This window comes from Dactylosporangium sp. NPDC049140, from assembly GCF_040648435.1.
In genome coordinates, this window is record NZ_JBEZDS010000061.1 from 1 (window position 1) to 12,589 (window position 12,589).

General features: G+C 71.0%; 14 protein-coding genes. 9 read left to right on the plus strand and 5 right to left on the minus strand.

Translation table 11 applies throughout. The annotated features are described in order from the left end of the window. Positions 1–582: Glu/Leu/Phe/Val dehydrogenase dimerization domain-containing protein (locus AB0B76_RS51095; RefSeq protein ID WP_360391103.1), on the minus strand; the 582-nt coding region annotated here is incomplete at its 3' end. A gap of 78 nt (positions 583–660) precedes the next feature. Here AB0B76_RS51095 and AB0B76_RS51100 point away from each other — a divergent pair. Next, positions 661–1,119, plus strand: a complete 459-nt coding sequence (locus AB0B76_RS51100; protein ID WP_360391106.1) for an Lrp/AsnC family transcriptional regulator — start codon at positions 661–663, stop codon at positions 1,117–1,119. A 19-nt stretch (positions 1,120–1,138) separates the two neighbouring features. Next, entirely contained in the window at positions 1,139–1,891 is a 753-nt protein-coding gene (locus AB0B76_RS51105) for an aminotransferase class IV (RefSeq protein WP_360391109.1), read from the plus strand. Here AB0B76_RS51105 and AB0B76_RS51110 read toward each other — a convergent pair. Continuing rightward, complete coding sequence (locus tag AB0B76_RS51110) at positions 1,888–2,469, minus strand: XRE family transcriptional regulator (protein WP_360391112.1); 582 nt, start codon at positions 2,467–2,469, stop codon at positions 1,888–1,890. The genes AB0B76_RS51105 and AB0B76_RS51110 overlap by 4 nt on opposite strands. 47 nt (positions 2,470–2,516) lie before the next feature. Here AB0B76_RS51110 and AB0B76_RS51115 point away from each other — a divergent pair, with 47 nt between their 5' ends. Then, entirely contained in the window at positions 2,517–3,380 is an 864-nt protein-coding gene (locus AB0B76_RS51115; RefSeq protein ID WP_360391115.1) for a class I SAM-dependent methyltransferase, read from the plus strand. 143 nt (positions 3,381–3,523) lie between these two features. Here AB0B76_RS51115 and AB0B76_RS51120 read toward each other — a convergent pair whose 3' ends face one another. After that, positions 3,524–4,960, minus strand: coding sequence for an IS1380 family transposase (locus AB0B76_RS51120; protein WP_360391118.1), 1,437 nt, complete (start codon positions 4,958–4,960; stop codon positions 3,524–3,526). A gap of 107 nt (positions 4,961–5,067) precedes the next feature. On the opposite strand from AB0B76_RS51120, the gene AB0B76_RS51125 reads away from it, so the two are divergent. Next, the gene (locus AB0B76_RS51125; protein ID WP_360391121.1) at positions 5,068–5,622 is read left to right on the plus strand and encodes a hypothetical protein; all 555 of its coding nucleotides are present in this window, start codon (positions 5,068–5,070) and stop codon (positions 5,620–5,622) included. A 144-nt stretch (positions 5,623–5,766) separates the two neighbouring features. Here AB0B76_RS51125 and AB0B76_RS51130 read toward each other — a convergent pair whose 3' ends face one another. Next, positions 5,767–6,516 carry a hypothetical protein gene (locus tag AB0B76_RS51130; protein WP_360391124.1) on the minus strand — a complete coding sequence of 250 codons (750 nt, stop codon included), beginning with the start codon at positions 6,514–6,516 and terminating at the stop codon, positions 5,767–5,769. Positions 6,517–7,173: 657 nt separating this feature from the next. Here AB0B76_RS51130 and AB0B76_RS51135 point away from each other — a divergent pair. From AB0B76_RS51135 to AB0B76_RS51155, 5 genes are all read left to right on the plus strand, one after another. Further along, positions 7,174–7,461 (plus strand): hypothetical protein, encoded by a 288-nt coding sequence (locus tag AB0B76_RS51135; RefSeq protein WP_360391127.1) that lies wholly within the window; start codon positions 7,174–7,176, stop codon positions 7,459–7,461. A gap of 21 nt (positions 7,462–7,482) precedes the next feature. Further along, positions 7,483–8,937, plus strand: a complete 1,455-nt coding sequence (locus AB0B76_RS51140) for a tannase/feruloyl esterase family alpha/beta hydrolase (RefSeq protein WP_360391273.1) — start codon at positions 7,483–7,485, stop codon at positions 8,935–8,937. Between the two features lie 68 nt (positions 8,938–9,005). Next, positions 9,006–9,569 carry an AAA family ATPase gene (locus AB0B76_RS51145; protein WP_360391130.1) on the plus strand — a complete coding sequence of 188 codons (564 nt, stop codon included), beginning with the start codon at positions 9,006–9,008 and terminating at the stop codon, positions 9,567–9,569. Between the two features lie 95 nt (positions 9,570–9,664). Then, on the plus strand, positions 9,665–10,780 hold the full coding sequence (locus AB0B76_RS51150) for a histidine kinase (RefSeq protein WP_360391133.1): 1,116 nt from the start codon (positions 9,665–9,667) through the stop codon (positions 10,778–10,780). Then, positions 10,744–11,388 (plus strand): response regulator transcription factor, encoded by a 645-nt coding sequence (locus AB0B76_RS51155; protein ID WP_360391136.1) that lies wholly within the window; start codon positions 10,744–10,746, stop codon positions 11,386–11,388. Before AB0B76_RS51150 ends, AB0B76_RS51155 begins: the two co-directional genes overlap by 37 nt. Before the next feature lie 18 nt (positions 11,389–11,406). On the opposite strand, the gene AB0B76_RS51160 is transcribed toward AB0B76_RS51155, so the two are convergent. Further along, positions 11,407–12,429, minus strand: a complete 1,023-nt coding sequence (locus AB0B76_RS51160) for a LacI family DNA-binding transcriptional regulator (protein WP_360391139.1) — start codon at positions 12,427–12,429, stop codon at positions 11,407–11,409. Positions 12,430–12,589: the final 160 nt, after the last annotated feature.

The following is a 12,589-nucleotide window of genomic DNA, read 5'->3' on the forward strand; positions in this document are numbered from 1 at the left end:
GGCTGCACGGCCACGGTCTGGCTGCACTGGGCGTTGTCGGACGCGGACGCGGCCGCCTTGAGCGCCTTGGTCCCGCCGTGCACCGGCGTGCTCACCGTGGCCGAGGCCGATCACCGCGAACCGGTCCCCGCCGAGCACCCGCAGGGCGGCCATGACGCCGGTGGCGGTCGCGGGGGAGGAGTCGCCGCTCGCGTCCGGGCGGCAGAACACGTGCCGGGTCCGGGCGCCGATGACGGCCATGTCGTCGGGGCCGGTGCCGACGTCCGGGCCGGTGGCGTAGGCGCCGCCGAGCTCCTCGATCACGTCGCCGACGTCGTGCAGGACCGCGGTTCTGTCGAGGCCGGCGCCGCGGGGGAGTGCGACGACCGTCTTGCCGCCGCCGTGGTCCAGGCCCGCCACCGCGCACTTCGCCGTCATCGCGGCCGAGAGCCGCAGGGCGTCGGCGAGGCCGTGCTCCCACGTGTCGTACTCCTTGAGCCGGCAGCCCCCGAGCGCCGGGCCGAGCGCGGTCGAGTGGACCGCCACGATGATCGGCCGGCCGCTGCGTGGGCCCCGGCGAATCACGATGCGTTCGTGTTCCATGCGCCGACGTTAGGACCTGCACCGGTACTGGCGGCGAATATCCGAACGTCGTTCGGCAGGACGCGTAAAATCCCGGTCGTGGACGAACTTGATGCGGCGATCGTCGAGGAGTTGCAGCGCGATGCGCGCCAGACCAACCGGGACCTCGCCGCCGCGGTGGGGATCGCCCCGTCCACGTGCCTGGAGCGGGTGCGGGGCCTGCGCGAGCGCGGCGTCATCACCGGCTTCCACGCCGAGATCAGCCTGCCGGCGCTCAACCGGCACGTGCAGGCCCTGCTGCATGTGCAGATCCGGCCGCTGAGCCGCCAGGTCATCGAGGCGTTCAAGGCGTACCTGGGCACGCTGCCGGAGGTGCTGTCGTACTTCGTGCTCACCGGCGGCGACGACTTCCTCGTGCACGTGGCGGTGCCGAGCGTCGACGCGCTGCACGCGTTCCTGATGGACAAGTTCAGCAAGCGGCGCGAGATCGTGGGCTTCCGCAGCTCGGTCATCTACCAGCACGAGCGGACGAGCGTCGTCGCCGCGCTGGATCTCTGACGGACTATGGTTGGCGAGCGTGGAACCGATCAGGGTGGAGATTGACGGGCGCGAGCCGACCGTCGCGGATCTGTACCAGCCGCTGCTGTCCAACTACGGCCACTTCACCGCGATGCAGGTGCGCGGCGGCCGGGTCCGCGGGCTTGACCTGCACCTGGCGCGCCTGGCCGGGGCGACGCGCGAGCTGTTCGGCACGGACCTGGACACCGGCCGGGTGCGGGAGCTGCTCGCCCATGCCGTGCGCGGGGTGCCCGACGCTTCCGTGCGCATCAACGTGTACCGCCGCGAAGAACTCACGACAATGGTCTTCGTGCGGCCGCCGAACCGGCCGCCCGCGGAGCCGCTGCGGCTGCGCTCGGCGCCCTATGTGCGGCCCGCGGCGCACCTCAAGCACGTCGGCGGCTTCGGGCAGGGCTACTGGGGCCGCCGCGCCGAGGCCGAGGGCTTCGACGACGCCCTGCTGGTCGACCCGAGCGGCGCGGTGTGCGAGGCGGCGATCGCGAACATCGGATTTTTCGACGGTACCGTCGTGACGTGGCCGGACGCGCCGCACCTGCCCGGGATCGCCATGCAGCTGCTCAAGCCGCGCCTGCCGTCGAAGGACGCCCGGGTCGGGCTCGCGGACGTCGGCGCGTTCCGGGGCGCCTTTGTCGCCAACTCCATCGGCGTGGCCCCGGTCGCCGCGGTCGACGACGTGACCTTCGGCGTCGACGCCGTGCTGATGCGCCTGGTCGCCGACGCCGAGGCGAGCATCCCCTGGGACGCGATCTAGGGCAGCTTGCGCAGGTGGGTGCGGCGGCCGTCGTGGTCGAAGATGCCCAGGATCTCGGCCGGGCCCTCGTGCGAGCCGAACGCGTGCGGGACCATCGTGGAGAACTCGGCGGCCTCGCCGGTCTCGACGAGGATCAGGCGCTCGCCGAGGCGCAGCGCGATGGTGCCCGACAGCACCGTGAACCACTCGAAGCCGGGGTGGGCCTTGAGCTGGTCGGGGCCGGGCAGCGGCCGGTCGATGCGCATCTTGGCCACGGTGGTGCCGCCCGGGCCGGCCTCGTGCCGCAGCGTCCAGGTCGTGACGCCCCGCTGCGGCTCGTGGCGGGGGCGGATCACCACGTCGGCGTCGGCGGACTCGACGAGCTGGTCGAGGCTCGTGCCGAGCGCCCGGGCGATCGCGGTGAGCTGGTCGAGGCTGATGCGGCGGTGGCCGGTCTCGATGCGGCTGAGCGTCGACGGGCTGATGAAGCACGCCGCGGCCAGGTCGTCGAGGGACATGCCGAGCGCCGCGCGCAGCCCGCGGATGCGCTTGCGGACCAGCGCGTCGAGGTCCCCGCCGTCGCCTTCGTCTTGCTTCATACGCAAGATGCTATGCGATAGGCGCAAGGTCCGGCTACATTCGGTCCATGTCCACGCACGGTCACCACCACGATCACCACCACGGCCGCCACGCCCACGCCGGCCACGGTTCCCACGACGGCCTCGCCGAGCTGCTCGAGCTCGACGCGGCGGTGCTGCACGACTACCACGCCGGGATCGTGGCGTGGGTGGCGTCGCAAGGCCCGGCCCGCACGATCGCCGACCTCGGCGCCGGGACCGGGGCGGGCACCCTGCAGTTGCTCGCCCGGTTCGACGCGGCCACCGTCACCGCCGTCGACAGCGACGACGCCATGCTGCACCGGCTCGCCGCCAATGCCGCGGCGCGGGGCCTCGGCGAGCGGGTCCGCACGCTGCGGGCCGACCTCGACGCCGGCTGGCCCGCCGGCCTCGACGGGCTCGACCTCATCTGGGCGGCCAACTCGATGCACCACATGGCCGACCCGGCGCGCGTGCTGCGCGACATCGGCGCCGCGCTGGCCCCCGAGGGCCGGCTGGCCCTGTCGGAGCTGGACGCGTTCCCGCGGTTCCTGCCCGAGGGCGCCGCGGGCGGGATCGAGGAGCGCTGCCACGCGGCGATGGCCCGCCGGCGCGAGCAGGACATGCCGTACATGGGCGCCGACTGGTCCGCTCTCCTCGGAGGGGCCGGCCTCAAGGTCGAGTCCGAGCGGCGCTTCGAAGTGACGATGGAGCCCCCGCTGCCGGAGGCCGCGACCCGCTACGCGCACGCGTCCCTGAGCCGCACCCGCGAGGGCCTGGCCGACCTGCTCACCACGGACGACCTGGCGACGCTGGACGACCTGCTCGGCGACGGTGAGCGGTCCGTACTGCGCCGCGACGACCTGTCGATCCGCGCGGCCCGTACGGTCTGGATCGCGCGCCCGACCGCCTAGCCCCAGTCTTTCGCCAACTGTCGATCTAGGTTGTTCGGACCAGGGTTGATCTTTGCTGGGTGGTTTGGCTGGGTGTGGGCATGGTGAGTGCCCGGCTCTGGCCGGGCTGCTCCATCTGGTTCGTCGGGGTTGTGGTGCCGGGTTCAGGTGATCGGCTGGGGCAGCGCGGCGAGGCGAGCGAAGGCGGTGGCGAGATCTGCCGCCCAGGGCCAGGTTTCGGCGATGCGGAGCCTGGTCTGCCGCGCGGTGCGGGTGATCCGGGCGGCGACGTGCAGGATGCGGTAGCGCAGCTTCTTGGGTTCGGCGGCGGCGAGTTCGCCGTCTAGCAGGAGCATCTGGGTCCAGGCGAGTAGGTCGATGCCGGTGAGCGCGAGTTGCAGCCACGCCTGGTTGATCGCGAAGACCCGGGACGGGAACCGGCCCAGGCCGGTGTCCTTCCCGGTCCGGATCCGGTCTTCTACGCGGGCGTGGGCGCGGTGGCGGGCTTCGAGGTATTGGATGGGGCCGTTGGTGGGGTCGCCGGCCGGGGTGTCGGTGGCTATGACCTGATGGCGCATGCCTTCGATGGTGTCGAACAGCGACAGTTGGGCGCCGGCGTGCGGCCGTTCCCGGCGCACGATGAACCGGGTCCCGGCCGGATAGCCGTCGTCTGGGACCAGGCCGGTGAGTTCGCAGACCTGCGCACTGTCGCGGGGTTCACCGTCGGTGTCCACGGCTGGCACCCAGTCGCCTGGTCGCTGTTTGGCGGTCAGGATCGCCTGGCGGATCGGTTCGGTGATCGCCACCCCGACGGAGAAGCGGGTGTCCAGCCCGCGGTCACGCAGGCTGCGGATGTGGGCGAGCAGGCCGTGGGTGCAGCCGGCGGAGTCGGACCGGATCAGGATCGGGGTGCCGTGCCGGTGGGTGTCGGGGATCTGGGCGAGGGCGTCGTCCAGGACGGTGATGTGGTCGGCGGTGGTGTTCGACCCGGCCCGCCCCTCTCGCAGCATCCCCGCGAGGGCTTCGCGGGTGTTGTCCAAGAAACACAGCAACGGGTGATAGCCGAATGTGGACTTCCAGGTGGGGGTCGCCGACTCCTTGTCGGAGTGGCAAAGCACGATGGTGGCGTCCATATCGAGGACCAGGCCTGGCACCGTCGATCCCGCCGCGGTCGTCTGTGGCAGGCCGCCGTGGGTCTCGATCCGTTGCGCCCACGCGATTTCTCGTGCCTGAGCCCGGGCGCAGGCCAGCCCGCCGAGGAGCTGACCGTCTAGTTTGGACAACAGTCGCCAGGCGGTCGGGTCGGAGGCAACCGGCCCGAACAGCTGGGCCTGGTCCCGCAGGGTCGCCAGATCGGTGATGGCTTGCCCGCCGTCGGCGAGCATCACCGCCAGATCCACCGCGACCCGGCCCGGATCGTGACCGCCTCGACGCTGCCGCAGCACGGCCAGCACGTCACCGAACCGGCCGGTCAGGCCGGTCGCTTCGGCCACATCAGCCACGAGCCGGGCGCCGGCATGGCCAACCACACCCCGCCCGTCAGCACTCACCACGATCTTCGGATGCGTTCCGGTAGCCTGCACTCGGCGGGTGCCTTCCATGACGGACGATCAAGCCTTCGACAAGCCAGATCCTCCCAGACAGAGGGCACCGCCTCAGAGTTTGAATTCTTGCGGCCGGCCGACCGGCTGCGGCAGACTCCTGTTCCATGGGGGAGTTCGTAAGGTTCAGGCCCGAGCATTTGGCTTGGTGGGAGGAGAAGTTCCAGGCTCTGCCGGAGGCGGTCCTCGTGGACTATCTCAGGATCCTTCGAGCCGTTCATCGCCGCTACGAGGGCCGAAGGATCAAGTCGCCCGGTCTGGGCTACGAATGGGTGTTCATCGACGGTGAGGGGCGATTGCGGGTCGAACGCGTCGACTGGTCTCGCATTCATGCACTATCCCACGAAACCTTCAGGAACAGCCCGCCGGACGCCTATATCAGAGATTTGATGGGTGCTTTTCCCAACTACCGCTGTGGCGCCTTGGTATGCGGCAACGTCCACGGCAAGATTGGTTGGCCCTTCGGCCCCATCGTTGACGACGCGATCTGCGTCTATCCGTCGCATCGATCTCGGCATGGGGTTGACCACGGTTTCTTCTCTTTTCCTTTCGAGTGCAAAGGACGCTTCTTGCGGCGCACGCGGCTGGAGCCTCGCACGGTGGCGTTCATCGACGATGCGAGATGGACAGCGGGGTCACAGGGTCCTGAGCCCGCTTCCTGAGAGCTGTTCAGGGTTCGGATTGAGGCGAGGCCCGGTGTTGGCTGGCTGTGGCTTGTGGAAGTCGGATGTGGCTCGTTTCGTTGTGACGGATGCCGAGTGGGCTTTGATCCAGCGCTGGCACCCGGGCCATGATCGCCGAGGGCATCACCTCGGTGCCCGCCGCGACGGCGCAGACGAGGCCGCCGCGCAGATCGCCGACCAGCTCAACCGATCCGGCGCGGAGCTGACGAAGCTCGTCAACGCCTTCCGGATCTGAACAGTCCGGGATACCACGGCCGCCGGCACGAGGAGCGGACCGTGGTGGTCATCTGTTGGTCTGCGCGCTGCGCACGGGTGTCGACGCGGTGCTGCCGGCGGCATCGTCGGTGGGTTGGGGGCCAGCCGGGACGCCACCCACTGGGCGAGCGCGATGAACCAGCCGAGCAGCAGCAGCCACGGGTACCGGTCGGTGAGCTCGATCCGGCTGTTGGCGATTTGGTCCGCGAGCGGGAGTGCCGGTGGCATGAGGTGCGGGACGAGGTCAGCTGGGCCGAACACGGACAGCACGCTGACCAGGTTGAGGATCAGCAACGCTGCGGTGGTGCCGGCGGTGGTCGCTGCGCCCCAGGCGGCGGCCGGGCCGCGGCGTCGTTCGACGGCGATGCCGATCGTGGCCATGCCGAGGCTCCCGAAGACGACGGCGAGGCCCACGCCGGGCGGGATCGGGGGGTCCAGCACCGCCACCGCGGCCCAGGCGACGGCGATGGCTGCGCCGCCGGCCAGGCCGGTGAGCAGCGTCCGCGGGGTGGCCGGCGAGCGGTGCCCGGTCATCGCGAGCGCCCCGGCGAGGTAGCCGGCGAACATGACGGCGAGGACCGGCTCCCCGGCCAGGTCGGTGTTGTGCTGGTGGGCCATGAACCACGCCGCCTCGTCAGGCCGGTCGCTTCGGCCACATCAGCCACGAGCCGGGCGCCGGCATGGCCAACCACACCCCGCCCGTCAGCACTCACCACGATCTTCGGATGCGTTCCGGTAGCCTGCACTCGGCGGGTGCCTTCCATGACGGACGATCAAGCCTTCGACAAGCCAGATCCTCCCAGGCAGAGGGCACCCTCCCACTTTCTGATCATGACCCCCGGCCGCCTTCATGAACGATCCGGGCTAGCTCCCCGTCTCCGCCCGGCGTTGGACCCGGATCAAATTTATCGCTCTTCCTCCCTCAGAAAATTTCCAGCTTTTCGCTTTTGGCTTTTCGGCCGGCATCCCGTCGGAGCGTCCGCGGCCGAGCGCGCCGGCACGGCCACGTCTCCACCCGGACGCCACGGGATATCCGGCCAAGCGGACGACAGCCGGCACCACGGACTATGGCACTCTCGGACCGTGAGGGACGAAAGCGCGACACAGGTTTCTGTCCGCTCATTACCCGTCGTCAATGCAGATGATGACCAGCGTCCGATTCGGTATTGACACCTGTTCGCGGCCGTACTTTGCTTTCCGTATTCGTGTCGTGGAGTCGCAGGCGTGGCCGGGATCCCGCGATCACGCGTACGCCGCGAAACGGGGAGGACAGGCATGCGCGCTCGTGTACGGGGCCGGACGCCGGGACGCGCCATCCGCACCGCGAGATTCCGGGCGCTACCGGTCGTGCTCGCCGTCCTCGTGCTGGCCGGCGGTGGCCAGGCCGCGCCCCGCAGGGCCGTGGCCGGGATGTCCGGCGAGGCGGACGGTTCGGCCTCCGGCCCTCCCGTGGTGCTGCCGAGAATCGACTGCGCGGACCTCGCCGGGCAGGACCTGTCGGAGACGCCCGGCGCTCCGGCGGTCATCGGGTCCGCGACCGCGACGACCTCGCCGGGCGGCTAGGCGGCCTGCGAAGTCAAGGGGATCGCGGCGCCGCAGATCCAGTTCGACGTGCTCCTCCCCACCAAGACGTGGCGGCAGCGGTATCTGCAGACCGGATGCGGGGCGTTCTGCGGCAGTGTCGACATCTTCGCCGACGCGACGGACGGGTGCGTGCCACTGACCCGCGGCGACTTCGTCGTCGCCACCAACAACGAGGGGCATGTCGGCGTCTCCGGCTTCGACGCCACCTTCGGTGCCGACCCGCAGCTGCGGGTCGACTTCGGCTACCGGTCCGACCACGTCGTCGCGCTCGTCGCCAAGCGGCTCATCGCGCTCTACTACGGACAAGGCCCGCGCTACTCGTACTTCGACGGCTGCTCGCAGGGCGGCCACGAGGGGTTGACCGAGGCGCAGCGGTACCCGCGTGACTTCGACGGCATCGTCGCCGGCGCCCCGGCGTCGTTGCTCACGTCGCTCATCGTGTGGTCCGCGGGCTGGCACGCCACGGCGAACACCGACGCGCGGGGCCGGCCTATCCTGACCGCCGCCAAGCTTCCCGCGCTGCACGCCGCGGTCCTGCGCGAGTGTGACGCACGGGACGGCCTGGCCGACGGCCAGATCGACGACCCGAGGGCCTGCGCGTTCGATCCGCGGAGCCTGCGCTGCGCGACGGGAAGCGACAGTGCGAACTGCCTCACCGACGCGCAGATCGATGCCGTACGCAAGCTGTACGACGGGCCGCGCGACGAGCGGGGCCGGCGGATGTACCCGGGGGGTGAGCCCGTGGGCTCGGAAGCGAACTGGGCCCGCTGGGTCACCCCGACCGCCACCGGCGGCCCGGCCGTGGCCGAGGGCAACGCGACGAACGCGCTGAAGTACCTCGCCTACCCGTCCGCCCGGCCGTCGGCGACACTGCACGACCTGCACTACGACTCGGCGACGTTCTACGAGATCTACCAGCAGGCCGGCATCTACGACGCGAGCGACCCCGACCTGACGGCCTTCCGCGCCGCGGGTGGGAAGCTCCTGCTCTGGCACGGCTGGGCCGACCAGGCAATCTCGCCCTACGGAACGATCGCCTACTACCACGCCCTCACCGAGCGCATGGGCGGGACGGACGCCACGCAGCGGTTCGCCCGCCTGTTCGTGCTGCCGGGCGTCGCCCACTGCGGTGACGGTCAGGGACCGGACGCGATCGACGCGCTCACCCCCACCCTCGCCTGGGTCGAGAACGGCGTTGCACCCGACCGGCTCGTCGCCACGAAGCGCCAGGACGACACTGTCGTGCGGACCCGGCCGGTCTACCCCTATCCGACCGTCGCACGCTACGACGGCAGCGGCAGCACCGACGACGCGGCGAACTTCGCACCGACACCGCCGCCCACGCGCTACGAGGACGACATCCCCTGGCTCGGGTCGTTCCGCTCCGGCTACGAGCAGACCTGCGGCTGGCACGACGGCCGCTGGTCCTGCACCCCAGCGCCACAGCCGAGCTAGCGAGGGACGGATCATGACCGCGGCTATGATCGTCCCCGGATCGCTCTGGCTGGTTGGTGGGAGTGCGAATGCGGGTCGGGATTTCCGGGACGCACGGAACTGGGAAGACCACGCTGGTTGAGGCACTGTGCGCACATCTGCCCGGTCACGCCGCAGCCGACGAGCCGTACTACCTGCTCGAAGAGGAGGGCTACGAGTTTCAGTTCCCGCCGTCGCTCGACGATTACCGGGCTCTGCTGACCCGCTCCGTGCGGAGCCTGTGCGAGCCGTCATCCCCGTCCGACGTGATATTCGACCGGACACCACTGGACTACCTCGCATATATGGCAGCGGCCGGTGCGGACCCCGCCGAGGAGGTGGATGGTGCATTGTTGCGGCCGGCGTTCGCCAGTCTGGATTTGCTGGTCATCACGGTGATCACGCCCACGACGGAGCGGATGCTACCGGCAGCGGAGTTGCCCGGTCTTCGTTCGAGAGCGAACGCGATGCTGCTGGAGCTGGTGTACGAAGACCCGTTGAGTTCCTGGGCGGACACGCCGGTGCTGGAGCTGAGCGGACCGCTCGACAGCCGGTTGCACACAGTCCTGACCGCGCTGGAACAGGTCCGGCAGCAGGGCTCCGGTCGGCCTTGACAACGCTTTCCGTGTGGAGCAGTTACTGCGCGGACGGCGGCATGACCGGTTGCACGGTGTGGAATGCGTGTACGGCCGCGGCCTAGGGTGGTGTCGTGCGGCGCGGCGTGGTGAGCCTGGCCCTGCTGGTCCTCAAGGTGCCCGCGGTGGCCCTGCTCGCCGTGCCGCCGATCGCCTTCACGCACCTCTATGCCGCGCTGTCGTTCCCCGCGCTCGTGCTGCTCGTGGCCGGATCGCGCCGCCTCGCCGACGCGAGTCGCGTCCTGCACGGCCGGCTCGGGGTCGACATCGAGCGGCCCTACCCGCCGCGCCCGCGTATCGAGCGCACCGAGCAGGGCTGGTTCTGGACCGGGTACGACTACCACCGCAACCGTCCCGTCGCCGTCGTCTCGCTGTGGTTCAACTGGGTCGCCCGCGACCCGGCGACCTGGCGGGACCTGGTGTGGCTGGCGGCCGACCCGGTCGTGGGCACGCTGCTGTGGCTGACCGGGCCGCGCAACCACGGCCGGTGGACGCGGGCGCTGCTCGCCCCGACCGGCAGCGCGCGGCTCAACGAGCGCGTCCGGCAGCTCACCGACACCCGCGCCGAGGCCCTCGACGCCCAGGCCGCCGAGCTCGAGCGCATCGAGCGCGACCTGCACGACGGCGCCCAGGCCCGGCTCGTGGCCATCCAGCTCACGCTGAGCCTGGCCCAGCGGGCGCTGCGCGCCGACCCCGACGGCGCCGACGAGCTGCTGCGCGAGGCGCGGGCCACGGCCGGGGACGCGGTACGGCAGCTGCGGGACCTCGTGCACGGCATCCGCCCGCCGGTGCTGACCGAGCGGGGGCTCGTCGACGCGCTGCGGCTGCTCGCGCTGGAGCATCCGCTCGCCGTGACGGTGGACGCCGACCTGCCGGGCCGGCCCGCCCCGCCGCTGGAGTCCGCGGTGTACTTCGCCGCCGCGGAGCTGCTGACCAATGTGGCCAAGCACGCTCGTGCGGGTACCGTCGAAATGCAGCTGATCCACAGTGGAGGGACACTGCGGCTCGCCGTCACCGACGACGGGATCGGCGGCGCCGACGCGGCCGGCGGCACGGGCCTGGCGGGCGTGCGGCGGCGGCTGCGGCCGTTCGACGGTACGCTCACCGTCGACAGTCCCCCCGGCGGCCCGACGACCGCCATCCTGGAGGTGCAGTGCGCGTTGTCCTCGCCGAGGACCTCTACCTGCTGAGAACCGGCATCGAGCGGATGCTGACCGGCTACGGGTTCGAGGTCGTCGCCGCCGTCGACAACGGCCCGGACCTGCTGACCGCCCTGCTGGAGCACCGGCCCGACGTCGCCGTGGTCGACGTGCGCTTACCGCCGACCAACACCGACGAGGGGCTGCGGGCCGCGCTCGCCGCCCGCCGCGAGGTGCCGGGGCTGCCGGTGCTCATCCTGTCGCAGTACGTCCAGCAGCTCTACGCGCGCGAGCTGCTCGCCGGCGGCGGCGGGGTCGGGTACCTGCTCAAGGACCGCGTCTCCGACACCGACGAGTTCGTCGACGCGCTGCGGCGGGTCGCGGCCGGCGGTACCGCCGTCGACCCCGACGTCATCGCCCAGCTCCTCGCCCCCGGCCGAGCCCCGTCGGGGCTGACCGAGCGGGAGCTGGACGTGCTCGCCCTCATGGCGCAGGGCCTGTCCAACGCGATCATCGGCAAGCGGCTGTTCCTCAGCGAGGGCTCGGTCAGCAAGTACACGACGCAGATCTTCGCCAAGCTCGGCCTCGACCAGTCCCCGGACACCCACCGCCGGGTGCTCGCCGTGCTGGCCTATCTCGACACCAAACCGGCCGCCTGAGCCACCGAAAAGTTTTCGTCAGCGGGCCGGGGCGACGCCCGTGGACTCGCGGACGACCAGGCGGCCCGGCTGGCGGACGACGCCCTCGTGGCGCACGCCGTCCAGGACCGCGAACAGGTGCTGCACCGCCGTCGCCCCCAGCTGCTCCAGGTTGAGGTCCACCGTGGTCAGCGGCGGGCGGCACTCGGTGGCGAAGACCTCCCAGTTGTCGTAGCCGACCAGGGCCACGTCGTCGGGGACCGATCGGCCCAGCTCGCGCAGTGCCTCGGCGGCGCCGGAGGCGATCTGGTCGTTGCCGCAGAAGATCGCGTCGACGTCCGGGTGGGCGGCCAGCAGGCGGGCGGTGGCGTGCCGGCCCCAGCGCTGCGACCACTGCCCGAACAGCGGGTCGCCGGCCGGGGCGAGCCCGGCCGCGTCCAGGATCTCGGCGAACGCGGCGGCGCGGTCGCGGGCGGCGCGGTAGCCGGGGTCGCCGGTGATGTGGGCGATCCGCTTGCGGCCCAGCGACACCAGGTGCTCGACGGCCAGGCGGGCGCCGCCGGCGTCGTCGGCGATGACGGAGAGGTCGGCGGGGTCGTCGGACTCGCAGTACGCGTAGACGACCGGGACGGGGATGTCGCGGGTCAGCGACGGGCGCACGTCGTTGGCGTCGCCGAGGATGATGAACCCGTCGACCTGGCGGGCCAGCAGGGTGCGGATGTAGTGCCGGCGGCGGATCGCGTCGCCGCGCGCGTCGCACAGCAGCACGCTCATCTGCTCGTTGCCCAGCGCGTTCTCGGCGCCGAGCAGCACCGGGATGGCGAACCGGGCCGCGGACAGCTCGTCGGTGAGCAGCCCGATCGTGCGGGTGTTGCCCGAGATCAGGCCGCGTGCCAGCACGTTGGGCTGGAACGACAGCTCCTCGGCGGCCTGTTGTACCCGCCGGCGGGTCGCCGGGGCCACCTCGCCGCGCGAGTTGAGCGCCTTCGACGCCGTCGCGATCGATACCCCGGCCCGCTTGGCGACGTCGGTCAAGGTGACCTGCGCGCGCTTTCTGCCCACGTCAGACGCATCCTTTCGAAAACTTTTCGAGGAGCATAGCGAACGCGGCGACCCGTCACAACTGTCACACATATTGGACCACCGGAAATAGACCGTTGACAGGGCCGTAACCTGCTGCCACCATTCCCGAAAAGGTTTTCGAGCGTGTTGAGAAAGGTGG

Coding starts and splice junctions, on each gene's coding strand:
- AB0B76_RS51130 (WP_360391124.1), bottom strand. CDS start 6,516: ATGGCCCACCAGCACAACACCGACCTGGCCGGGGAGCCGGTCCTCGCC.
- AB0B76_RS51135 (WP_360391127.1), top strand. CDS start 7,174: ATGCGCGCTCGTGTACGGGGCCGGACGCCGGGACGCGCCATCCGCACC.
- AB0B76_RS51120 (WP_360391118.1), bottom strand. CDS start 4,960: ATGGAAGGCACCCGCCGAGTGCAGGCTACCGGAACGCATCCGAAGATC.
- AB0B76_RS51145 (WP_360391130.1), top strand. CDS start 9,006: ATGCGGGTCGGGATTTCCGGGACGCACGGAACTGGGAAGACCACGCTG.
- AB0B76_RS51125 (WP_360391121.1), top strand. CDS start 5,068: ATGGGGGAGTTCGTAAGGTTCAGGCCCGAGCATTTGGCTTGGTGGGAG.
- AB0B76_RS51115 (WP_360391115.1), top strand. CDS start 2,517: ATGTCCACGCACGGTCACCACCACGATCACCACCACGGCCGCCACGCC.
- AB0B76_RS51110 (WP_360391112.1), bottom strand. CDS start 2,469: ATGAAGCAAGACGAAGGCGACGGCGGGGACCTCGACGCGCTGGTCCGC.